The 22,964-nt window shown below is 72.2% G+C and carries 15 protein-coding genes; 1 reads left to right on the top strand and 14 read right to left on the bottom strand.

From position 1 onward, the window contains the following. Positions 1 to 694 precede the first annotated feature (694 nt). Positions 695 to 838 carry a hypothetical protein gene (locus tag AC069R_RS33460; protein WP_478770467.1) on the top strand — a complete coding sequence of 48 codons (144 nt, stop codon included), beginning with the start codon at positions 695 to 697 and terminating at the stop codon, positions 836 to 838. A gap of 19 nt (positions 839 to 857) precedes the next feature. On the opposite strand, the gene AC069R_RS33455 is transcribed toward AC069R_RS33460, so the two are convergent. The 14 genes from AC069R_RS33455 to AC069R_RS33390 form a co-directional block, all read right to left on the bottom strand. Beyond that, the gene (locus AC069R_RS33455) at positions 858 to 1,796 is read right to left on the bottom strand and encodes a restriction endonuclease (protein ID WP_478770466.1); all 939 of its coding nucleotides are present in this window, start codon (positions 1,794 to 1,796) and stop codon (positions 858 to 860) included. A gap of 220 nt (positions 1,797 to 2,016) precedes the next feature. Next, a complete protein-coding gene (locus tag AC069R_RS33450; protein ID WP_478770465.1) occupies positions 2,017 to 2,649 on the bottom strand; it encodes a DUF6000 family protein in 633 nt (210 codons plus the stop codon). Between the two features lie 732 nt (positions 2,650 to 3,381). Next, entirely contained in the window at positions 3,382 to 3,762 is a 381-nt protein-coding gene (locus AC069R_RS33445; RefSeq protein WP_478770464.1) for a CPCC family cysteine-rich protein, read from the bottom strand. A gap of 266 nt (positions 3,763 to 4,028) precedes the next feature. Next, positions 4,029 to 5,021: a ketol-acid reductoisomerase gene (gene ilvC / locus AC069R_RS33440; protein WP_478770463.1), complete on the bottom strand. Its 993-nt coding sequence runs from the start codon at positions 5,019 to 5,021 to the stop codon at positions 4,029 to 4,031. Positions 5,022 to 5,064: 43 nt separating this feature from the next. After that, positions 5,065 to 5,616, bottom strand: coding sequence for an acetolactate synthase small subunit (gene ilvN, locus AC069R_RS33435; RefSeq protein ID WP_478770462.1), 552 nt, complete (start codon positions 5,614 to 5,616; stop codon positions 5,065 to 5,067). A gap of 14 nt (positions 5,617 to 5,630) precedes the next feature. Beyond that, the gene (locus AC069R_RS33430; protein ID WP_478770461.1) at positions 5,631 to 7,484 is read right to left on the bottom strand and encodes an acetolactate synthase large subunit; all 1,854 of its coding nucleotides are present in this window, start codon (positions 7,482 to 7,484) and stop codon (positions 5,631 to 5,633) included. A gap of 54 nt (positions 7,485 to 7,538) precedes the next feature. Next, complete coding sequence (locus AC069R_RS33425) at positions 7,539 to 8,327, bottom strand: 4'-phosphopantetheinyl transferase family protein (RefSeq protein WP_478770460.1); 789 nt, start codon at positions 8,325 to 8,327, stop codon at positions 7,539 to 7,541. 40 nt (positions 8,328 to 8,367) lie between these two features. Next, positions 8,368 to 9,654 carry an MFS transporter gene (locus AC069R_RS33420; protein ID WP_478770459.1) on the bottom strand — a complete coding sequence of 429 codons (1,287 nt, stop codon included), beginning with the start codon at positions 9,652 to 9,654 and terminating at the stop codon, positions 8,368 to 8,370. Beyond that, the gene (gene argH / locus AC069R_RS33415) at positions 9,651 to 11,258 is read right to left on the bottom strand and encodes an argininosuccinate lyase (protein ID WP_478770458.1); all 1,608 of its coding nucleotides are present in this window, start codon (positions 11,256 to 11,258) and stop codon (positions 9,651 to 9,653) included. Before argH ends, AC069R_RS33420 begins: the two co-directional genes overlap by 4 nt. 241 nt (positions 11,259 to 11,499) lie before the next feature. Then, positions 11,500 to 12,750 (bottom strand): ATP-grasp domain-containing protein, encoded by a 1,251-nt coding sequence (locus AC069R_RS33410; protein WP_478770457.1) that lies wholly within the window; start codon positions 12,748 to 12,750, stop codon positions 11,500 to 11,502. Beyond that, positions 12,747 to 13,799, bottom strand: coding sequence for a PLP-dependent cysteine synthase family protein (locus AC069R_RS33405; RefSeq protein WP_478770456.1), 1,053 nt, complete (start codon positions 13,797 to 13,799; stop codon positions 12,747 to 12,749). The genes AC069R_RS33410 and AC069R_RS33405 overlap by 4 nt, the downstream gene beginning before the upstream one ends. A 1-nt stretch (position 13,800) precedes the next feature. Then, positions 13,801 to 14,718, bottom strand: a complete 918-nt coding sequence (locus AC069R_RS33400) for a GHMP family kinase ATP-binding protein (protein ID WP_478770455.1) — start codon at positions 14,716 to 14,718, stop codon at positions 13,801 to 13,803. A gap of 189 nt (positions 14,719 to 14,907) precedes the next feature. Further along, on the bottom strand, positions 14,908 to 21,993 hold the full coding sequence (locus tag AC069R_RS33395) for an amino acid adenylation domain-containing protein (RefSeq protein WP_478770454.1): 7,086 nt from the start codon (positions 21,991 to 21,993) through the stop codon (positions 14,908 to 14,910). Beyond that, positions 21,990 to 22,964: non-ribosomal peptide synthetase (locus AC069R_RS33390; protein WP_478770453.1), on the bottom strand; the 975-nt coding region annotated here is incomplete at its 5' end. The genes AC069R_RS33395 and AC069R_RS33390, both read right to left, overlap by 4 nt.

The raw sequence follows: 22,964 nt of genomic DNA, 5'->3' as shown, positions 1-22,964 counted from the left end.
GTCAACACCCGGCAGCAAAGGCGCTATCCGCTCCCACGCCGCATCCGTCAGCTCACCACGACCCACCATAAGATCGATTATCAGACAGGTCCTAGCAGACGATGTGCGGGGCCATGCCCCCCGCGTAGCCAGCGCCGCAGGCAGTCGTGGTCGCAGTCCTTGTTGCCATGGAGCTCATCTGGCCTGCGGCAGTGCGGGAGCTCACCGTGGGGCGCCGCCATGCCGTCGCTCTTATGGCCCACGGGGGTGAGGCTGCGCCCAGTGGACCCTGGTGACGTGGTGCACGGGCCCGGCGGGCCGCCAAGGCGATTAGGCAATGATCGGGGCCGATGTCGAAACGGGCTTATCGTCATCATGAAGCGCCCGTTGCAGCGGGGTGGTCGGACGCCTCTCGCCGGTGCCCCTACCGGTGGCCGAGAGGAACACTGTGCAGGGATGAAGCGCCTGCGCTGGGATGGTGCTGGGATGACCCGTTCAGAGGATACATATCCGCAGGTAAGAGCCCCGTACACGGCGTTCAGGTTCAACGTCTGATCCGCCTGCCGAAAGGCCGTCCGACCCGCGGTGGAGCGGGTTGGGCGGCCTTTGTGGTCCGCGCAGAGCCCGCAGCGTGCTGACTTCGGCCAGCGCGCGGGGAGCGGCTACGCCGCTTCGTCGACCGGTGGCTGGGCATCGGTCGACAGCCACTGCCCGCATGCTTCGCGCCCGCACCGGTACGTCCCTGGTCGGCGCGGAGGACATGGGTCGTACGGCAGACACCGCGGCCTTCGGCGCGGCCGACGAGCGTCTTGGCGGTGGGTACGGCCTGATCACCGTCACCGCGTCGTCTCTGGCTTGACGGCGACAGGCTGATTCGGCTATTCGCCCGGGAACATCGTGGCTGGAAAGTAACAGCTCCCGGTCTCATTTGCGTGACGCTTCTTGCGTCGCAAAAGTTCGTCGAGCGTGAGGCGCCCGTCGAGAACGTAGAAGAAATCGAGCCCCTCCATCGTCAGGAACGGCGTACTCTCCCTGTACGCTTCTCGGGCTCCGCTAGTGAATCCATTTACGCTGATAAAGATTCCAAGTGAATTTTTCCCCTTCCGCCTCACCTTTTCATTGAAGCTGTAGAGGTGGTGGGGCTGGATCGCCTCCTGCCACCACTTGGCTTCAACGATGTAGTCGTCCGTGTCGAAGGTGAGCGAGCCGTCGATTTGCTCGTACTCCAGACTGTATGACAGTCGCGGTTCCATGTCGAACAGCCTGAAGACGTCGTTCAGGAAGGGCTCGAAGAGCCTGCCTGCCTGCTGGCGATTATCCATGCGCTCCAGTTCGAGAAAGCGTTCTCTAAGAGTGGCAAGCTTAGCTTCAAAGCCCTGCTGGGCCTCCACCACAGCACGGTACGTGAGAAGCTCATCATCGAACTGCGACTGTTGCTCGTGGGCAACGCGCTGGCGGTCCACCAGCCTCCTGAGATGGTCGACCGCTTCCCTTGCTTCGGCGATCAGTGATTCGGCGTTCTCGTGCCGTTTCAGTGCAGGGAAGCTCGTCAGCTGAGAAACCTCCGCCATCATCCGAAGTGAAAGGTCGTGGTATTGGCGCTCATTTGCCATCAAGCGGTCCACGAACTCATCTGCGGTTGCCCATTTGTAGCCGCTGAAGTCCATGTGGGCCAGCAGTGAAGGATGGTCCGTGGCCCACAAGCGGATGAATCGTTCGAGGTCGCGCTTGTACCAGAAGATCGACTTGAGCGCGCCGGCCAGGGCCCCGTAGGCGGCTGGGCTGATCGGCTGCGCTGGTTTCGGCGTGCTCGTCATCCCTCGTCCGACCCCCCAGTGTCTCTGTGTGGGCTGCTAACACCTGGTCAGATGATGCTACAGAGGGGAGTCGGGTGCTTACCTGCCTTCGCGTCGGATTGCTGCGCGGCAGTGAGTCGGAGGTCGTACTGCAGCTCAGCGGCTGCCTCTTCATGTGCCGCACTTGCGGCCAGCACATGGCGTACGCGGACTTCACGTAGCCGAAGTCAGGCGGCTGTGGCTACGGCCGGGTCCAGCCGTCGGCGAAGTCGCATTGGAAGTCAGTCCGGCGACGACGCTCGACGGGGGTGTAGGCGGGGTGGTCGCGGAGGTGGGCCAGGGCATTGACCCACTGGTCCCAGAGACCGTCAGGCTCGGTGAAGCGGTCCGCATGGTGGGTGCCGAGGTGGGCGTCGAGGCGGAGGAGGGCGCCGAGGGCTGCGGGCTGGTCGTAGCGGAGGTCGGTGCGAGGGAGGTAATGGTCGAGGTAGGCGGTGAGGATCTCGGCGTCCGCGTGGGTGCCGAAGCGGGCCAGGGCGAAGCAGTAGGCGCTGCCGGAGAGGCAGAATTCGCTGGCCAGGAGCAGGTCGCCGATGCGTTCGCGGAACGTGGCGCGTCGGCCTACGCCGATCAGCCAGGCGGCGGTGAGGCGTGAGCGCCATTCGTAGCCGAGGAGGGCTTCCAGCTCGGCATCGGTGATGATGGCCGAGTCGTCGATGAGGTGATGGGCGAAACGTTCGGCGTGAGGCCATTCGGGCCGCAGGAATCGACCACTTTTCAGGATAAGGTAGCGCGCGTGGCCTGAGTCCTTTCTTGCCGCGTAGCGCTCGATGACGTAGCCGTAGCCGATCTCCTCGGGGTGCTGGGATGGCATCGGTCACCTCTCCGGGTATAGGTCGGTACGGTCGATCCAGGTGGGGGCGACGAAGATGTCGTCGCCGGCGGGGGGCTTCGGAGGCTTCCAGCAGGGACCATGTGCGGGACTCCTCGACCAGGTGCTCCCAGGGCGCGGTCCAGTCGAGTTCCCAGTCCAGGGCGGGGGCGGGGACGCCGTATGTGCCACCGGCGTCCACTCGCCAGAACTGGGAGTAGAGGATCACCTGCGCGTGGTCGGCCAGGTCGTTGATGATCTCGGTGAAGTGGGCTGAAGGCCAGCCGGGGGTATTGTCCGCAGTGGTGGGTCGTAGGCGCGCCGTGAGCGGCGGGACGACGGGGGTGCGGGCGCCGAGTTCGGTCAGGGCCCAGCGGATGCCTTCCGGCTCGCTCCCGTCCGGTGGCGTCGCCCGTTCCATGCAGGCGCGATAGGCGCGGCGCATGGCCTCGACCGCGCCGTCGATCTTCAGGCTCGCCAAGGCCACCGCCGCCCATTCTCGGGCGGTGCAGTCGTCGCTGCCCAGGAGGGCGATCAGAGCAGGGCCGCAGCGTGGGTCCGCCACCTCTTCGAAGACCTCGATGGCGGTCAGCTGACCGAAGCCGTTGAGGGAGGGCAGTCCGTCGATGATGGCTGGGATGGCGTCGGAGCCGATGCCGATCAGTTCTGCGCGGGCGTCGTACGACGGGCCGGTCGAGTCGTCGAGCTGCTGGATGAGTCTCTCGATGTGGGGGGTCATGGGTGGTCCCGGCGCCAGAAAGTGGGCAGCCACCAGCAGAGCACCGAGCGGTCGGCGGGCCACGGGGCGCGGTCCTCGGCCGCCCAGTCCTCGAAGGAGTCCTGTGCCAGATCGATGGGGCGCCAGGCGGGGTCGAGAGGCTCGTCGTCGGCCGGAGGGCGGACGTACCGCCGGCCGTGTTCGTCGCAGGCGCCGAAGTCCTGGTAGTTCCGCTGGGCCTCGATCAGGGAGACCCTGTTCGCGCCGCCGCTCATGGTGGGCCAGCGGAACTGGACCCCGTCGTCCTCCCAGAAGCAGACGAGGCAGATCTCGTGCGAGCCGGGCATCGCGTCCAGCACGCGGTACCCGCAGCAGGGACAGGGGTAGGAGTCGCTCACCTGCGCAGTCTCCTTGCAGGCCGCGCGGGTGTGCCAGGGATTTCGCGGCTCGGAGCCCTCTGCCAGTCCGCAGCCAGTCCGCAGGACACCCGTAAGCGGCCGCCGGGAGCCGGCGTATGCCCACGAGGAAACCCCCGGTCGGGGCCATGGAGAGGACTCCGCCACAGGTCAGGATCAGCCCGCAGGCATTCCGCTTCAAAGTCTGACCGGATACCACCGGAACGGGGCCTGGCGGCGAGGTAAGAGGCCGGCCCCGTTTTCAGTGGTCAGGCTTCCTCGTTCACCCAGCTCATCAGCTGGCGCAGCTGCTTGCCCGTGGTCTCCAGCAGGTGCTCGGAGTCCTGCTTCTTGTACTCGTTGTACTTCTTCAGGCCGCCGTGGTACTCGTCCATCCAGTTCTTGGCGAAGGTGCCGTCCTGGATCTCGGCGAGGACCTTCTTCATCTCCGCCTTGGTGGCGTCGGTGATGATGCGCGGGCCGGTGACGTAGTCGCCCCACTCGGCGGTCTCGGAGATGGACCAGCGCATCTTCTCCAGGCCGCCCTCGTACATGAGGTCCACGATCAGCTTCAGCTCGTGCAGGCACTCGAAGTAGGCGATCTCCGGCTGGTAACCGGCCTCGGTCAGGGTCTCGAAGCCCGCCTTGACCAGGGCGGCGGTGCCGCCGCACAGCACGGCCTGCTCGCCGAAGAGGTCGGTCTCGGTCTCCTCGGTGAAGGTCGTCTTGATGACGCCGGCGCGGGTGCCGCCGATCGCCTTGGCGTAGGAGAGGGCGAGGGAGAAGGCCTTGCCGCTCGCGTCCTGTTCGACGGCGGCGATGCAGGGCACGCCGCGGCCTTCCTCGTACTGGCGGCGCACCAGGTGGCCCGGACCCTTGGGGGCGACCATGCAGACGTCCACGCCGGCCGGGGGCTTGATGAAGCCGAAACGGATGTTGAAGCCATGGCCGAAGAACAGCGCGTCGCCGTCCTTCAGGTTGGCGGCGATGGACTCCTCGTAGACCTGGGCCTGGATCGGGTCCGGGACCAGGATCATGATGACGTCGGCCTCGGCCGCGGCCTCCGCCGGGGTGACCACGCGCAGGCCCTGTTCCTCGGCCTTGACCTTGGACTTCGAGCCCTCGTGCAGACCGACCCGGACATCGACACCGGAGTCGCGCAGCGACAGGGCGTGCGCGTGGCCCTGGCTGCCGTAGCCGATGACCGCGACCTTGCGGTGCTGGATGATGGACAGGTCGGCGTCGTAGAACAGCTCGGCCATGGTCGGGAATCTCCTTGTGATGGTGGGGCGGAAGGGTGGGTGCTCAGGCGGTTCGGGCGGTCGGGGCGAGGGGCAGCGGGCGGGTCTCGCGGAGGCCGCGTTCGGTCAGCGAGCGGGAGCCGCGGCCGATGGCGATCGCGCCGGACTGGACCAGCTCCTTGATGCCGAACTGCGCCAGCATCCGCAGCATCGCGTCGAGCTTGTCGCCGGCGCCGGTGGCCTCCAGCGTCACCGCCTCGGGCGCGACGTCGACGGTGCGGGCGCGGAAGAGTCCGGCGATCTCCAGGATCTGCGAGCGGGTGGCGTGGTCGGCACGGACCTTCACGAGGACGAGTTCGCGCTGGACCGCGCAGGACGTCTCCAGCTCGACGACCTTCAGCACGTTGACGAGCTTGTTGAGCTGCTTGGTGACCTGCTCAAGGGAGAGTTCGTCGTCGACGCGGACGACGATCGTGACGCGGGAGAGGTCCGGGTGCTCGGTGGTGCCCACGGCGAGCGAGTCGATGTTGAAGCCGCGGCGGGAGAACAGGGCGGCGATCCGGGCCAGGATGCCGGGGGTGTTCTCGGCCAGGACGGAGAGCGTGTGCTGGGACATGTCGGAGGGTCCTCTCAGTCGTCCGCGGCGTCGCCGAAGTCGGGACGTACGTCACGGGCGGCCATGATGTCGTCGTTGGAAGTTCCGGCCGGGACCATCGGCCACACCATCGCGTCCTCGTGGACGATGAAGTCCACCACCACCGGACGGTCGGTGACCGAGTTGGCCTTGTCGATGACCTGGTCCAGTTCGTCCGGGGACTCGCAGCGCAGCCCCACGCAGCCCATCGCCTCGGCGAGCAGGACGAAGTCCGGGACCCGTGTGCCCCGGTGGGCCGCGGAGCCCACGCCGCGGGTGGAGCCGGTCGCGGCGTTGGTCGCGCCGCCGTGCAGCACGGTGTTGGAGAACCGCGCGCCGTAGAAAAGGTTCTGCCACTGGCGGACCATGCCGAGGTTGCCGTTGTTGATGACGGCGACCTTGACCGGGATGCCGTTCAGGGCGCAGGTGGTCAGTTCCTGGTTGGTCATCTGGAAGCAGCCGTCGCCGTCGATCGCCCACACCGTGCGGTCGGGCCGGCCGGCCTGCGCGCCCATCGCGGCCGGGACCGCGTAGCCCATCGTCCCGGCGCCGCCGGAGTTGAACCAGGTGCCCGGCTCCTCGTGCGGCAGGAACTGCGCCGCCCACATCTGGTGCTGGCCGACGCCGGAGGCGAACAGGGTGCCCGCGGGGGCGAGCCGGCCGATGCGTTCGATGACCAGCTGCGGGGAGAGCGATCCGTCGCGGGGCAGGTCGTAGCCGCGGGGATAGGTGTCCCGCCAGTGGTTCAGGCAGCGCCACCAGGCGCCGTAGTCACCGGCGCCGCCCGCCTCCCGTACGGCGGCCGCCAGCGCGGCGATCACCTCGCGGGCGTCGCCGACGATCGGCACGTCCGCGTACCGGTTCTTGGAGATCTCCGCCGGGTCGATGTCGGCGTGCACGACCTTGGCGCCCGGCGCGAAGCTGTCCAGCCTGCCGGTGACGCGGTCGTCGAAGCGGGCGCCGAGGGCGATGATCAGGTCCGCCTTCTGGAGGGCCGCGACGGCGGACACGTCGCCGTGCATGCCGGGCATGCCCAGGTGCTGCGGATGGCTGCCGGGGAAGGCGCCGAGCGCCATCAGCGTGGTGACCACCGGCAGGCCGGTCAGTTCGGCGAGGTCGCGCAGCTCGGCGGTGGCCCCGGCCTTGAGGACGCCGCCGCCGACGTACAGCACGGGACGTGCGCACGCGGCGATCAGCCGGGCCGCCTCGCGGACCTGCCGGGGGTGCGGGCGGGTCCGCGGGCGGTAGCCGCGCAACTGCGCCGACCGGGGCCAGGCGAAGGTGGTGCGCGCCTGGAGGGCGTCCTTGGTGATGTCGACCAGGACCGGGCCGGGGCGGCCGGTGGCGGCCAGGTGGAAGGCCGCGGCGATGGTCCGGGGGATGTCCGCGGCATCGGTGACGAGGAAGTTGTGCTTGGTGATCGGCATGGTGATGCCGACGATGTCCGCCTCCTGGAAGGCGTCCGTGCCGATCGCCTTCGACGACACCTGGCCGGTGATCGCCACGAGCGGTACGGAGTCCATGTACGCGTCGGCGATCGGCGTCACCAGATTCGTGGCGCCCGGCCCCGAGGTCGCGATGCAGACGCCAGGCTTTCCGGTGGCTTGCGCATAGCCGGCCGCCGCATGTCCGGCGCCCTGCTCGTGCCGGACCAGGATGTGGCGGATCTGAGCCGAGTCCATCATCGGGTCGTACGCCGGCAGAATCGATCCGCCGGGAATCCCGAACACGGTGTCCACGCCCGCCTCTTCGAGGGCGCGGATCAGCGACCGGGCGCCGGTCATCGGTTCGTCGGCGGCGCGCACCCGCGGCAGGCGGGCCGCGGGGACCTCTTGCACGGTGGTTGACATGCTTGCTTCCCGGAGTTCGTAGGGGTGGTGGAGTGAGCGGGGCGCCGTGTGGAGTCAGACCGGGGTGCCTCCCGTCAGCAGCGCGGGCGGGGCCGCGCGGACCAGGGCGGCGGCCTGCGGACCGGCGAGCCGGGTGACGGTCGGGCCGGGTCCGGCGAGTTCGCCGCGCACCGCGACCGCCGCCGCGTAACCCCGGTCCACCGGGACGTCCAGCAGGGTCCAGCCGGACGGCGGGTAGGGGCCGCCCGGTGCTCCGGTACCGACGTAGTCGAGGGACGGATCGCGTCCCAGTCCGGTGCCGAGGCCCTTGAGGTAGGCCTCCTTGCGGGTCCACAGCCGCGCCAGTGCGCGGGGCCGCAACGCCGGTGCCAGGGCGGCCAGTTCCTCCTGCTCGGCCACGTGCAGCATCGAGGCCAGTTCGGCGGTGGCCGTCTGGTCCGACACCAGGTCCACGTCGACGCCGATCGGCGCGGGCGCCGTACCGACGAGGGCGAGGTCGCCCCGGTGGGAGAGCGAGAAGAACACATCGTCGCGGCCCGCGCCGAGCACGGTGGGCCGGCCGTGCGGACCGCCGCAGCAGGGGCAGGTGTCCCGGCCGAAGTGGATCTCCTCGGGGCGGCGGCGCAGATACGCCCCGAGCAGCCGCCTGAGTGCCACATGCGCGGCCGTGAACCGGATGCGGTCGGGCGTGTGCATGAAGGCGGCGGCGCGCCGGCGCTCGGTCGCGTCGAGCACCGCCTCGTCCAGGATGCCGGGGGTGACATCCGAGACCCTCAGGAGCCAGAGGTCGAGTGAGCCGGGGGGTGGCAGCTCACGGGCGACCCACGGCAGTGTTCCTTCCACGGGGTCTCTCCTGTTCGTACTCGAAGGAGCCGACCGGGAGTCATGAACCACCGGGCGCGGAGGGCAGGTCGTGCCTGCCGCGCAGGGGCCCGATCAGCAGTAACAGGGGGGTGACCGCGAGTCCGGCGGTCAGCAGCCACAGCGTCGGCCGCAGCCCGAGCGCCGTGCCGAGCACGCCGCCGAGCAGAGAACCGAGCGGAATGGCACCGAAGTTCGCCACCGAGATGCAGGCCGTGATGCGGCCGAGCAGCCGGGGCGGGCAGTACCGCTGGCGGAACGCGCCCTGGATCACATTGGCGAGCACCACACCGAGGGCGAGCAGGGCGCTGCCGGCCACGAGCGCGGCCAGCATCGGTCCCTTGTGCGCCATCGGGATCAGCAGAGCGAAGGGGGCCGTGGTGGCGGTGGCCGCCAGCAGCCCGCGTGCGGTGCCCCAGCGGGCGGTCACCCGCTTGGCACCGGCCGCGCCGAGGACGCCGCCGACGCTGGCGGAGGCCAGCAGCCAGCCGGTCGCGCCCTCCGGCACGCCGAGCAGACGGATCATGAACACGGGCAGGATCGCCTGGTACGCCGACAGCAGCAGGTTGGTGACGGTGCCGTAGGCGGTCAGCACCCGCAGATAGGGGTCGCGGACGGTGTGCTGGAGCCCCTCGCGGATCTCCCGGCGCAGCGGGGTGCGCTCGCGTACGGGGTCGCGCGGGGCCTCCCGGCCGCGGATGCCGAGCAGGCACAGCGCCGAGAAGAGGAAGGTGCCGGCGTTGACCAGCAGGCCGTAGACCGCGCCGAAACCCTGGGCGAGCAGACCGCCGCCGCCGAGGCCGGCCATCTGGGCGACCGACTCGCTGCCGGTCAGCTTGGCGTTGGCTTCCTGGAGTTGGTCGCGGTCGACGATGGAGGGCACGTACACCTTGTACGAGATCCCGAAGAACACCGCCGCCAGGCCGTTGAGCAGCGCCACCACCAGCAGATGCGTCATGGTGAGCGCGCCGAGCCAGGCGGCCACCGGCACGCTCGCGAGCAGCAGCGCCGAGGCGAGGTTGCACACCAGCATCAGCGGGCGCCGGCGCATCCGGTCCACCCAGGCGCCGGCCGGCAGGCCGATCAGCAGCCAGGGCAGCCAGGGCGCGGCGGCCAGCACACTCACGCTGAGCGTGCTGGCGTTCAGGGTGACCACGGCGACCAGGGGCATCGCCACGGTGGTGATGTTGATGCCGACCCGGTTGGTGGTCTCGCCGAACCACAGCAGGCGGAAGTCGCGGTTGCGGGACAGCGGCGGCCGGGCCGGGGCGGGGGCCGTGGCCTCGGCGGGGCAGACGTCCTGGCTCATGCGCCGGCCACCTTCCGTACGGGCTCGCGGGGCAGCTTCGCCGCGGCCGGTTCGCCGGCGACCTTCCGTACGGGCTCGCGGGGCAGCTTCGCCGCGGCCGGTTCGCCGGCGGCCTTCCGTACGGGCTCGCGGGGCGGCTCCGCCGCGGCCGGTTCGCCGGCGACCTTCCGTACGGCCTCGCGGAGCAGCTCCTCCGCGGCCGACCAGCGTCCGCGGCGGGCGTCCGACTCGGCGCGGTGGGCGGCGAGTTCCCGGTGCAGCGGCGGCAGTCCGTCGCTGCCGGGCCCGCCGCCGTGGGCGCAGGCGGCGGCCACCTCGGCGGGGTCCAGATCGCCTCCGAAGCCGGCCGTCTCCGCGAGCGGGCGCCCCGAGTCGAGCGCGGCCAGCACGGTCTCGCCGACCCGGTGGTGCGCGGCGCGGAACGGCATGCCGTCCGCGACCAGGCGCTCCGCGAGGTACGTCGCCGCGGTGAACCCGTCGCGGGCGCGCTCGGCCATCCGCTCGGGGCGCGGCTCGGTGCCCGCCACCACCAGCCGCAGCAGCGTCACCGCGTCGGTGGTGTCCCCGAGGCCGGGCCACAGGTGGCGCATGGCCTCGGTGCCGACGGCGATGGCGTTGGTGTAGCCGGCGGTGGTCATCGCCGAGGCGGCGCTCACCAGGGCGCCCAGGCTCGCGGTGGAGCGGCCCTGGATGTGCTCCAGCGGGAACGGGTTGCGCTTCTGCGGCATCATCGAGCTGGAACCGACCAGTGTGTCCGCGACCCGCAGCAGCGCCGCCTCCTCCGAGGTCCAGAAGCCGAGGTCGCGGGCGACCCGTGCGAGGGTGACGCCGAGCATCGCGGAGGTGGCGAGCAGATCGAGGGCGAAGTCCCTGGAGGCCACGGCGTCCACGGAGTTGGGGGCGGACCGGGTGAACCCGAGGAGCCGGGCGGTCCGTTCGGGGTCGACCGGGACGGAGGTGCCGCCGATCGCACCGGCGCCCAGCGGGTTGACGTCCAACTGGCGTCCCGCGTCCAGGAGCCGGCCGTAGGAGCGCAGCACCGCACCCGCCACCGCCGCCAGGTAGTGCCCGTAGGTGATCGGCACGGCGGGCTGGCCGTGGGTGTACGCCGGCATGGTGACGTCCGCGTACCGCTCGGCCCGGTCGAGGAGCACGTCGGCGAGCCGGTCGACGGCGTCCAGCAGGGCGAGGTAGGGGGTGCGGGTGCGCAGCCGGGCGGTGGTGGCGTTGAGGTCGTTGCGGGAGCGGCCGGTGTGCAGGATGCCGCCGGTCTCGTCGCCCAGCCGCTCGATCAGCCAGCCCTCGTAGGCGAGGTACACCCCGCGGGGCATCGGGCGGCCGCGGACGGGGCCGAAGTCGGCGGCGCGCAGCTCCTCCACGGCGCGCAGCAGGGCGGCGGCCCGCTCGGGGTCCACCACACCGCGCTCGGTGAGCATGACCAGGTGGGCGCGGTCGACCTGGCTGATCCGGCGCAGCTCTCCGCCGAGCGGATCGGCCGCGTCCTCGGACCCGTTGCGGCCGTAGACGATGGCGTGCGCCTCGGGGTCCAGCGCCGAGCTGAGTCGGCCGGTGTGCACGCCGTCGCGTGCGGGGGCGGTGGTCATGAGAGGTCCTCGGGGGTGGGAAGCGGGCGGCTCTCCGGGCACTCGGGGGAGTGCGGGGAAGGGGTGCCGGGGTGGCGCGGCGCGGCGGCCGGACGTCTTCCGCGCACCGTCCTTCCGTGTGTCGTCCTTCCGTGTGTCGTCCCTCCGCGCGCCGTCCCTCCGTGTGCCGGCCCTCCGCGCGACGCCTCTTCGCGGGCCGGTCGCCGGCAGTCAGGTTGACGAGGCGTCAGGTGGTCTCCGTTCACGCCGGCACCTCCTCCCGGATCGCGGCGGTGGGGATGATCGCCTCCGCGAGGAGTGCCGCCGCCCGGTCCGCGGCCGCGGCCGCCTCGGCCGACCGGTCGCCGACCGCGATCACATGGCCGAGCCGGCCGCGGAAGTCGGCGGCGGGGCCGACCGGTTCGCCGGGGGCGCGGTACAGGACCGTCTCGACCACTCCCGGTACGGCGGCGGCCCGGCCCTGGACACGCGCGAGACCGAGGTCGAGGATGCCGTCGCGGTCGGTGGTCAGGAAGCGGATCGAGGCGCGGCCGTACAGGGTGCGCTCGGGGTGCGGCGGGCGGCCCAGGGCGGCCAGCACCTGGGCCTGGACCAGATCGATTCCGCAGGCCCGGCGGATCAGCTCGGGGATCATGCCGCCGGCCAGCCGCGGGTTGACCTCGATCACCTTGGCGCGGGGGCCGTCCAGCCGCAGCTCCACATGGGCCGCGCCCCAGCCGAGGCCGAGCGCCGCCACGGCCCGTACCGCGGTCGTCCGCAGCTCGCGCTCCAGGTCCGCGGGCAGCGCCGCCGGCACGTCGTGGCCGGTCTCCACGAACGCGGGCAGCGGGCCCACGTGCTTGGCCACGGCCACCACCGCCTCGGTGCCGAACACCTCCACGGAGAACTCGGCGCCGGTCAGGTACTCCTCGACGAGGATCCGGGCCGGGGTCGCCACCCCGCGCTCGTTCGCGGTGGCCGCCAACAGCGTCCGCGCGTGCCCGGCGACCTCGTCCACGTCCGCGCACAGCCGTACGCCCAGGCTGCCCGAGCCCTGCACCGGCTTGACCACGACGGGCAGCCGGTCCGCCGCCGCCACCGCGTCCGCCACGGTCGACACCTCCGCGAAGCCCGGCACACCCACCCCGGCGGCGGCGAGCACCCGCCGCTGCTCGGCCTTGTCCCGGCAGGAGCGCACCGCGTCCGCCGAGGGACCGGGCAGGCCGAGCCGGGACGCCAGCTCGGCGGCCGCCGGGACGTAGTACTCGGAGCTGGTCAGCACCCCGGCGACGGACGCCTCGCGGGCCAGCGCGCCCGCCGCCCGCGCCAGGGCGGCCGGATCGGAGGTGTCGGTGACGACGGTACGCAGCCCGTCCGCGGCCGCGTACGGATAGCGGGCCGTGTCCGCGCTCAACAGAACCGGCACGACGCCCAGTTCGGCGGCACGGCGGGCGAACAGCCGCCCGGTGCCGGTGGTGTTGGACTCCACCAGGAGCAGCAGCCGCCCGTTCATGACGCCAGCCCCGGCATCATCACGTCGTCGAAGCCGCGCCGCGCCCACATGAGCCGGGACCACACCGGCGGTGCCTCCAGCGGGTGTTCCACGGTGACGGGGGCGCCGCCGGGGGCGGGCGCGGGGACGATGCCCTGCTCCCGCAGCCAGGCGTCGTTGTAGACGGTCGACTGGTAGCGGTAGCCCTCGTCGGGCAGCACCATGACGACCGTGCTGCCGGGGTTCCGCTCCGCCCACCAGGACGCCACCTGGAAGGACGCGCCGCTGGTCGGGCCCATGAACAGGCCGTGCCTGCGGTACAGCTCGTGGGTGGCGTGGAAGGCCTCGGGGGCGGTCACCCAGTGCGCCTCGTCGTACGCCGAGTGCCGCACGTTGCCCGGATGGATGCTGCTGCCCAGCCCGCGCAGGGTGCGCGGGGCGTCCGTGGTGCCGAAGATGATGCTGCCGTGGGTGTCGACGCCGACCAGGTGCAGCTGCGGGTTGCGGGGCCGCAGCGCGGCGGCGAGCCCGCCCGTCGAGCCGCCCGAACCGACCGGTCCCACCAGGCAGTCGACGGTGCCGAGGGTGTCGTCGATCAGATCGGCGACGATGCCGTAGGCCCCCGGATTGTCGGGGTTGTCGTACTGGCCGGGCACGAACGCCTCGGGCTGCCGGCGGCACAGCTCGGCCACCCGCGCCAGGCGCGCGCCCTGGATGCCGCCGGGCTGCCCGGTGTGCTCCACGATGTCCACCGTCGTGCCGAGCATTTCGAGACGGGTGCGCAGCTCCTGGTCGATGGCGTTGTCGCCGACGATGGTCAGCGGATAGCCGCGCAGGTTGCACACCATGGCCAGGCCCAGGGCGAAGGTGCCGGAGGAGGTCTCGATGACCGGGGTGCCCGGAGTGAGCACCCCGGCGGCCTCGGCCCGGTCGAGGATGTAGCGGGCGGGCAGCAGCTTCATCAGGCTGAAGGCGGCCGCGTAGAGGTTGTCGCCCACCTTGATGATGCGTGGCAGCTCGGTGGCCTCCACGATCGAGGAGTGGGCCTGGGGAAGGGTCGTCGTCGTCATGTCAGTCACCCGTGGTGTAGTTCCACTGCTCGTCGATTCCGGTGCTCCGCAGGAGGTCCTGCGCCAGTGCGGTGCGCGCCTCGGCCTCGGGGTCGTCCCGGTCGAAGAGGAGGCCCGCGATGTCCCCGCTGTGCGCCACCTGCACGCCCACCGCGCCCGAGGTGCGCGCGATGTCCCGGATCCGGTCGAAGCCGGGGACCGGCAGATGCCGCTGGTTGATCTCCGCGCTCGCCGTCGCCACCGAGCCCAGCAGCGCGACGTCCTTCATGTGGATGGCCTCCCGCAGCCGGTCCCGCAGCAAGGCGAACCGCTCGATCTCGGCCTCGTCGTACCGGGCCGGCGGAAGGGTCAGGGTGTCGACGCCCTTGCCGCGGTTGGAGGGGCGCGAGCCGAAGCCCAGGACGCGCAGGGGCGGCATCCGGTAGCCGAAGTCCTCGATGACGGTGCCCTCGCGCTGCGCGAACAGCACCGTGGAGTTCTCGAACATCAGTGAGTCGGAGGCGGTCTCCGCACGCACCGCGAGCCGGGCCACCTCGCCGGGCGGCAGCGGATCGGCGAACGCGTCCTTCACCGCCCAGATGGCGGACAGCACATCGCTGGTGGAGGAGCCGAAGCCCCGGCACAGCGGCACGTCGCCGGTCAGCTCCAGATGGCCGCCGACCGCGCCGGCGCCCGCCGGGACGACCGCCCGCACGGCCAGTTCGGCCGCCCGTCGCGCCTTGCCCTTCCAGTCCGGTGTCACGGTGACCCCGGTGCCGGACGCCGGAGTGAAGGTCGCCCGAGTGGTGTGGATGGTGCAGGGCAGCGTCACCAGTCCGCGCACGAGCCCGTCGCGGCCGGTGAAGACACCCTGAAGAATCTCGCCGTGATGGACGGGTGCCGAAGCTGCCCCGACACGCCAGTCGAAATGATCCACCATGTCCTTGACCTTCTGTAGCCGGTGAAGCCGTGACCTTCGGACGCCTTCACGCTACGGAGGCCGAAACCCGTTCTCCGGCGGCAACAGCGGCAGGTTGTGGGCGGTTGGCGGCGGGGCGGTGCGCCGGGCACGCGGAAGCGCCCGGACCCGCTGGCACGGGGGTCCGGGCGCCTTCGCGGAGGGACGCGGCTAGTGCCGTACTCCCCGCAGTTGCTCGTTCAGCACCTTGCCTATCTCGCGCAGCGGCTCGGTGCCGGTCAGTTCCCAGTGCGCGCAGTCGACGTCGTACTCCTCGACGTGGCCGAGAACGTACGGCGCCCAGGACTCGGCGCCGGTGGCCGCGGCCGGCGTCCGGCGGGCGTTGAAGAAGACCGCGCCGCCGCCGAACCGCCGCTCGGGCACGTACCGGTAGCGCATCTCCAGGTGCGCGGCCGTGGCCTCGACGACCGCGGCCGCCTGGACCGGATCCAGGGCGCCCAGGATCGGGTCCTCGCGCCGCAGCACGTCGGCGAGTTCGGCCGGATCGGGTGCCGACCCGGCGCAGCGCACGTCGAGTTCGGCGCCGCGGGTGCCGAGGAACGCGGTGAGCACCTCTCGTCCGTCGACGGCCGGGGCGGCGAAGCCGTCGGGCAGCGGGTAGGCGTCCAGGAGGGCGAGCAGCGCCACCTCCTCGCCCAGTTCCTCCAGGCGGGCCGCGATCGCGTGCGCGACGAGTCCGCCGAAGGACCAGCCGAGCAGGTGGTACGGGCCGTGCGGCTGGACCGCGCGGATCTCGGCCAGGTAGGTGTCCGCCATCTCCGCCATGCTCGCGGGGCGCAGCGCCGGGTCGGTCAGCTCCCGTGCCTGGAGCCCGATCAGCGGCCGGTCGCCGAGGTGCCTGAGCAGTCCGGCGTAGCACCAGCTCATCCCGGAGACCGGGTGGACGCAGAACAGCGGGGGCTCGTCGCAGCCGGCGGAGGTCCGGATCGGCAGAACCGTCTCCAGCGGGTCGCCGCCCGCGTCCTCGGCGATGTGCTCGGCGAGCAGGGCGGGCGTCGGGTGCTGGAACAGGTCCCGGATGGTGACCGGGGTGTCCCAGACCGCGCGGATGCGGCCGATGAGCCGGGTGGCGAGCAGGGAGTGCCCGCCGAGGCGGAAGAAGTGGTCGTCGATGCCGACCTCGGCAAGCCCGAGCACGGCCGCGTACAGGCCGCACAGGATCTCCTCGGCGGGCGTGCGCGGCGCCCGTCCGCCGGTGGTCACGGCCGCCGGCGGCGCGGGCAGGGCGCGCCGGTCGAGCTTGCCGTTCACGGTGAGCGGCAGGGCGTCGAGGGCGACGATCGCGCCGGGCACCATGTACTCGGGCAGTACGGCGGCCGCGTGCCGGCGCAGCTCGGCCACGTCCACCGGGTCCGCCCCGGCGTCGGCGGCCACCACATAGGCGACCAGCCGCTTGTCGCCCGGCCGGTCCTCCCGGATCAGCACCGCGCACTGCGCGACCGAGGGGTGCCGCAGCAGCGCCGACTCGATCTCGCCGGGCTCGATGCGGAACCCGCGCAGCTTGACCTGCTGGTCGGCCCGCCCCAGGTACTCCAGCGCGCCGTCCTGGTTCCAGCGGGCCAGGTCGCCCGTGCGGTACATCCGCGCGCCGGGCGCCCCGTGCGGGTCGGCCACGAACCGCTCGGCGCTCAGCGCCGGGCGCCCGATGTAGCCGTGGGCCAGGCCGTGCCCGGCGACGTACAGCTCGCCGGGCACGCCCGGCGGCAGCAGCCGCAGGTTTTCGTCCAGGACGTAGGCGTGCTTGCCGGTGACCGGCCGGCCGATGGGGATCGCGGGCGCGGCCCCGGTGATGGCGTGGGCGGTGGTGAAGCCCATGCTCTCGGCCGGACCGTAGCCGTTGATCAGGTGCAGATGGGGGTGGTCGGCCAGGGCCCTGGCGGTGTGCGCGGGCGAGGCCGCCTCGCCCGCCGTCATGGCCTCCCGCACGCGGGCGAACACCGCCGGGTGCTCGTCCAGCATGTGGTTGAACAGGCTCGCCGACATCTGGAGTGTGGTGACCTGGTGGCGCTCCACCAGCTCCGCGATCCGGTGCGGGTCGGTGTGCTGGCCGGGCTGGAGCACGCACACCCCGCCGTGCAGCAGGGGCCCGAACACTTCGAGCGCGAACGCGTCCCAGGACACCGGGGAGCTTTGCAGATACGTCTGCTCGGGACCGAAGTTCAGGTAGTCCGGACCGATGAAGGTGGCCGCCAGCGCCCGGTGCGAGGCCGCCACGCCCTTGGGCGTCCCGGTCGAGCCCGAGGTGAACATCACGCAGGCGGTGGCCTCCGGGTGCCCGCCGGTCGCCACCGGGGTGCCGGGCAGCGCGCCGATCGCGGGGGCGTCCACGGTCAGGTCGATCAGCGGTGCCGCGGTGGGCAGCGCGATCAGATGGCTCTGGGTGACCAGGGCGGACGGCCGGGTCTGGGCGAGTACGGCGGTGAGCCGCTCGGCCGGGAACTGCGGGTCGAGGACGGTGTATCCGGCGCCCGCCTTCAGCACCGCGAGGATGGTGGCGATCAGGTGCGGGGAGCGCTCCAGGTGCAGGGCGACCAGGCTGCCGGGGACGACTCCGCGCGCGGTGAGGTGCCGGGCCAGCCGGTTGGACCACACGTCCAGTTCGGCGTAGGTCAGCCGCTGCTCCTCGTACACCAGGGCGAGGGAGTCGGGGGTGCGGGCGGCCTGCCCGGCGAACAGCCCGTCGAGGCCGAGGGCCGGGGGCTGGGTGGCCGCCCCGCTCCACTCCCGCACCCGTCCGCGCTCGTCCTCGGACAGCAACTCCAGTTCGCCCACCGGCAGCTCGGGGGTGGCGGCGGCGGCTTCCAGCAGTCGTACGAGGCGCTGTGCCGTCGCCTCGATGGTGCGGGCGTCGTACAGATCGGTGGCGTACTCGACGGTGATGTCCAGGCCGTCCGGCGCCCCGTCCGCGCCCCGGTGCTCGGCGAAGGCGAAGGTCAGGTCGAACTTCGCGACCGAGGCCGAGGGGAACAGGAACTCCCCGTCCAGCGCGCCGAGCCGGGGCGCCTCGGTGGAGGTGTCGCCGACGGTGAGCATGACCTGGAAGAGGGAGTGCCGGGCCGCGGTGCGCTCGGGGTTGAGGGCCTCGACCAGCCGGTCGAAGGGCAGGTCCTGGTGGGCCCAGGCGGCCAGGTCGGTCTCCCGGACCCGGCCCAGCAGCTCCCGGAAGCTCGGGTCGCCGGTCAGGTCCGTACGCAATACGAGGGTGTTGACGAAGAAGCCGACGACGTCGTCCAGTTGCTGGTCGCCGCGCCCCGCGACCGGGGAGCCCAGCGGGATGTCGGGTCCGGCGCCGGAGCGGGCGAGCAGGGTGGACACGGCGGCCTGGGCGACCATGAACAGGGTGGCGCCGCTGTCCTGGGCCAGCTCGGTGAGCGCCCGGTGCAGCCGGGCGCCGGCGCTCACGGTGTGCGTGGCGCCCCGGTTGGAGGGGGCGGCCGGGCGGGCCCGGTCCGCGGGCAGCGTGGCCTCCTCCGGCAGCCCGGCCAGCGCTTCCTGCCAGTAGGCGAGTTGGCGCTCCTCGTGCTCCTCGACGAGCTGCTGCTGCCACAGCGCGTAGTCGGCGTACTGGACGGGCAGCGGCTCCCAGGCGGGCGCCCGGCCCTCGGCGCGGGCCGCGTAGGCGGTGGACAGGTCGCGGAAGAGCGGTGCGTTGGACCAGCCGTCGGAGGCGATGTGGTGGATCACCAGCGACAGCACGTGCTCCCGCTCGCCGAGCCGGAACAGGCGGGCCCGGAAGGGCAGTTCGCCCGCCAGGTCGAAGGTGCGCGCGGCCTCCGCGGCCAGCAGCGCGGCCAGGTCCGGCTCGGTGGCGGCGGTGAGCGGCAGCTCGGCCGGCTCGGCCGGCAGGACCCGCTGGCAGGGGGTGTTCTCGTGGACCGGGTAGACGGTCCGCAGGCTCTCGTGCCGGGCCACCAGGTCGCAGAGCGCGTGGCGCAGGGCGTCGGCGTCCAGCTCGCCGGTCAGCCTCAGGGCCATCGGGATGTTGTACGTCGCCGAGGGGCCCTCCAGCTGGTCGAGGAACCACAGCCGTTGCTGGGCCGAGGACAGCGGCACCCGCTCCGGGCGCTGCCGCGGCGCGAGCGCCGGCCGCCGGCTGTCGTCGTCCGCCGCGGTGAGCCGCTCGGCGAGCTGGGCGGCCGTCGGGTACCGGAACAGGTCCCGGATGGTGATGTCGGCGTTCCACACGGTACGGATGCGGCTGATGAGCCGGGTGGCGAGCAGGGAGTGGCCGCCGCGGCGGAAGAAGTGGTCGTCGATGGTGGCCGACGGCAGCCCGAGCACCGCCGCGAACAGCCCGCACAGCACCTCCTCCGCGGGGGTGCGGGGCGCCCGTCCGCCCTCGGCCGCGCTCTGCGGGGGCGCGGGCAGCGCCCGCCGGTCGATCTTGCCGTTGGGGGTCAGCGGCAGCGCGTCGAGGGCCACGAACGCGGAGGGGACCATGTACTCGGGCAGCGCGGCGGAGATCTCCCGCTGCACCTCGTCCGTGTCCAGCGCCGCCTGCCGCGCGGCGACCAGGTAGGCGACGAGCCGCTTGTCGCCGGGCCGGTCCTCGCGGACGATCACCGTGGCCTGGGCGACGGAGGGGTGCGCGGTCAGGGCGCTCTCGATCTCCCCGGGTTCGATGCGGAAGCCGCGCAGCTTGACCTGCTGGTCGGCGCGGCCCAGGTACTCCAGGGAGCCCTCGTGGTTCCAGCGGACCAGGTCGCCGGTGCGGTACATGCGCTCGCCCGCGGGCCCGTAGGGGTCGGCGACGAACCGCTCCGCCGTCATGCCGGGGCGGTGGAGGTACCCCTGGGCGAGCCCCGCGCCCGCGATGTACAGCTCGCCCGGCGCGCCGGGCGGCACCAGCCGCAGCGCGGGGTCGAGGACGTACAGCCGGTGGTTGTCGAGCGCCTCGCCGATCGGCACGGTGCCCGGATAGTCGAAGGGGCGGCGGACGCGGTGGGTGGCGGCGAAGGTGGTGGTCTCGGTCGGCCCGTAGCCGTTGACGACGGTCGTGTCCGGGCAGTGCTCGTGGATGCGGCGCACCGCCTCGGGCGGTACGACGTCGCCGCCCGCCCACACCTGGCGGACCCCGGCGAATGCCTCGGGCGCCTCCTCGGCCATCACCCGGAACAGGCCCGCCGTCAGCCACATCCCGGTGATGCCGTGGGTGTCGATCAGCCGCCGGTAGCCGGCCGGGTCGAGGTGGCCGCGCGGGGCGACGACCAGGGTGCCGCCGTTGAGCCACGGCACCCAGATCTCGTACGTCGACGCGTCGAACGCGGCCGGCGAGTGGAACAGCACCCGGCGGTGGTCGCCGCCCGCGTACCTGGACTGGGCGGCCAGGTCGGCGACGTTGCGGTGGGTGACGGCGACGCCCTTGGGCACGCCGGTCGAGCCCGAGGTGAACATGGCGTACACCGGCTCGCCGGGGTGGATGCCGGTCACCGGCGCGGTGGCGGGCAGGTCCGCGGGGACCGCGGTGCTGTCCAGGACGACGACGCGGGCCGAGGTGGCGGCGGCCACCGGGTGGTCGGCCATCGCCTCGTCGGCGAGCAGTACCGGGGCGGCGGTGTCGGCGAGGATCCGCGCCAGCCGGGTGTCCGGGTCGGTGGTGTTCAGCGGGGCGTAGACCGCGCCGGCCTTCACGATCGCCAGCAGCGCGGTGAGCAGCCCGGCCGAGCGCTCCATCAGGACGGCGACCACGTCACCGCGCCCGACGCCCAGACCGATGAGGCGGTGGGCGAGCCGGTTGGTCAGCTCGTCCAGCTCGCGGTAGCTGAAGTCCTCGTACTCGTCGACCATCGCGACCGCGTCCGGGGTGCGGGCGGCCTGCGCGGAGAACAGCTCGGCCAGGCTCGCGTCCGGGACCCGCGTGACCGGGCCCGCCCACTCGGTGAGGAGCTGCCTGCGCTCGTGCTCGCCGAGCAGGTCGAGCACGGACAGCGGGGTGTCCGGCGAGGTGAGGACCGACTCCAGGAGGCAGCGCAGCCGGGCCATGAGGGCCTCGATGGTGCGGGCCTCGTACAGGTCGGTGGCGTACTCGATGGTGATGTCCAGGCCGCCGGGGCGCCCGTCGCGGGTGCGGTGCTCGGCGAAGCCGAAGGTCAGGTCGAACTTGGCGATCTGCAGCTCGTTGTACTCGGTGCGGGCCTGCAGGCCGGGGAAGCCGACGGCGTCCGAGCCGGCGTCGCCGAAGGCGAGCATCACCTGGAACAGCGGGTGCCGGGACGCGGACCGCTCCGGGTTGAGCACCTCCACCAGCCGGTCGAAGGGCAGGTCCTGGTGGTTCCAGGCGGCCAGGTCGGTGCGGCGCACCCGGTCGAGCAGTTCCCTGAAGCTCGGGTCGCCGGTCAGATCGGTGCGCAGCACGAGCGTGTTGACGAAGAAGCCGACCAGCCCGTCCAGGGCCTCGTCGATCCGTCCGGAGACCGGGGAGCCCAGCGCGATGTCCGGCCCGGCCCCGGAGCGGGACAGCACGGTCGCGACCGCCGCCTGCACCGCCATGAACAGGGTGGCTCCCGACTCCTGCGCCAGATGGGTGAGCCCGGTGTGCACCTCGGCGGGCAGCCGGCCGGTGCACAGCGCGCCGCGGTAGGAGGCGGCGGCCGGGCGGGGCCGGTCGGCGGGCAGCGTGGCCTCCTCGGGCAGTCCGGCCAACGTCTCCTGCCAGAAGGCGAGTTGCTTCGAGCCGGTGCTCTGCGGGTCGTCGGCCTCGCCGAGCAGCTCCTGCTGCCACAGCGTGTAGTCGGCGTACTGGACCGGCAGCGGCTCCCAGTCGGGCGCCTGCCGCCGGGCGCGCGCTCCGTAGGCGGTGGCCAGGTCGGCGAGGAGCGGGGCGGTCGAGCCGCCGTCGCTGACGATGTGGTGCATCACCACCAGCAGCACGTGCTCCCGCTCGCCGAGTGCGATCAGCCGCGTCCGTATCGGCAGGTCCGCGGCGAGGTGGAAGACCTGCGCCGACTCCTCGGCGAGCACCGCCGCCAGGCTCTCGCCGGTGGCCGGCACCACCGGCAGTTCGAACTCCACCTCCGCCTCGTCCAGGATGTGCTGGTACGGCGTCCCGTTCTCGTCCGGGAACAGCGTGCGCAGGCTCTCGTGGCGCCCGATCACGTCGGTGATCGCCGACTTCAGCGCGTCCCGGTCGAGTTCACCGGTGAGCCGGACGGCCAGCGGGATGTTGTAGGTCGTCGAGGGGCCCTCCATCTGCGCGATGAACCACAGACGCTGCTGGGCGTAGGACAAGGGGATCACTTGGTCGCTCCCATCCGGCGCATCGGCCGCAATTTGGGCCTTGCGGCCTCGGCGCCGTCGAGCTTCTCGACGAGCGTTGCCACGATCGGGTTCTCGAAGAGGGTCGCCACGGAGACCTCGACCCCCAGCACGGTGCGGATCCGGCCCACCAGCCGGGTGGCGAGCAGCGAGTGCCCGCCGAGGTGGAAGAAGTGGTCGTCGATGGTGACGTCCGGCAGCCCGAGAACTTCCGCGAACAGCCCGCACAGCACCCCTTCCCTGGGCGTGCGCGGCGCGCGTCCGGCCGGGGCTTCCGCGACCACCGGGGCGGGCAGGGCCTTGCGGTCCACCTTGCCGTTCCCGGTCAGCGGGATCGCGTCCAGCACCATCAGCGCGGACGGCACCATGTACTCGGGCAGCAGCCCCGCCGTGCGCCGCCGCACGTCCGCGGTGTCGAGGTCCGTGCCGTCCTGCGCCGTGAGGTAGGCGACGAGCCGTTTGTCGCCGGGCCGGTCCTCGCGGACGGTGACGACGGCCTGGCCGACGGCCGGGTGGGCGGCGAGCACGCTCTCGATCTCGCCGGGTTCGATGCGGAAGCCGCGCAGCTTGACCTGCTGGTCGGCGCGGCCGAGGTAGTCGAGCGAGCCCTGCTTGTTCCAGCGGACCAGGTCTCCGGTGCGGTACATCCGGGAGCCCGCCGGCCCGTAGGGGTCCGCCACGAAGCGGTCGGCGGTCAGCGAGGGCCGGTCCAGGTAACCCTGGGCGAGTCCGGTTCCCGCGATGTACAGCTCGCCGGGGGTGCCCGGCGGGACCAGGCGCAGGGCGGTGTCGAGGACGTAGAGGCGGTGGTTGTCGAGTGCCTTGCCGATCGGTACCGGGCCCGCCGCGGTGAAGGGTCGCTCGATGCGGTGGGTGGCGGCGAAGGTGGTGGTTTCGGTGGGTCCGTAGCCGTTGACGACGGTGAGGTGGGGGTTGTGGTCCATGACGCGTCG

It is taken from the genome of Streptomyces sp. NPDC043952 (assembly GCF_056435325.1).
Note: the sequence above shows the minus strand (reverse complement) of the source record. Positions and strands in the feature narration are given on the sequence as shown.

Excerpts from the sequence above, each read along its gene's own strand:
- AC069R_RS33460 (WP_478770467.1), top strand. The coding sequence starts at position 695 with ATGCTTCGCGCCCGCACCGGTACGTCCCTGGTCGGCGCGGAGGACATG.
- AC069R_RS33455 (WP_478770466.1), bottom strand. The coding sequence starts at position 1,796 with ATGACGAGCACGCCGAAACCAGCGCAGCCGATCAGCCCAGCCGCCTAC.
- AC069R_RS33450 (WP_478770465.1), bottom strand. The coding sequence starts at position 2,649 with ATGCCATCCCAGCACCCCGAGGAGATCGGCTACGGCTACGTCATCGAG.
- ilvC (WP_478770463.1), bottom strand. The coding sequence starts at position 5,021 with ATGGCCGAGCTGTTCTACGACGCCGACCTGTCCATCATCCAGCACCGC.
- ilvN (WP_478770462.1), bottom strand. The coding sequence starts at position 5,616 with ATGTCCCAGCACACGCTCTCCGTCCTGGCCGAGAACACCCCCGGCATC.
- AC069R_RS33430 (WP_478770461.1), bottom strand. The coding sequence starts at position 7,484 with ATGTCAACCACCGTGCAAGAGGTCCCCGCGGCCCGCCTGCCGCGGGTG.
- AC069R_RS33420 (WP_478770459.1), bottom strand. The coding sequence starts at position 9,654 with ATGAGCCAGGACGTCTGCCCCGCCGAGGCCACGGCCCCCGCCCCGGCC.
- argH (WP_478770458.1), bottom strand. The coding sequence starts at position 11,258 with ATGACCACCGCCCCCGCACGCGACGGCGTGCACACCGGCCGACTCAGC.
- AC069R_RS33410 (WP_478770457.1), bottom strand. The coding sequence starts at position 12,750 with ATGAACGGGCGGCTGCTGCTCCTGGTGGAGTCCAACACCACCGGCACC.
- AC069R_RS33405 (WP_478770456.1), bottom strand. The coding sequence starts at position 13,799 with ATGACGACGACGACCCTTCCCCAGGCCCACTCCTCGATCGTGGAGGCC.
- AC069R_RS33400 (WP_478770455.1), bottom strand. The coding sequence starts at position 14,718 with ATGGTGGATCATTTCGACTGGCGTGTCGGGGCAGCTTCGGCACCCGTC.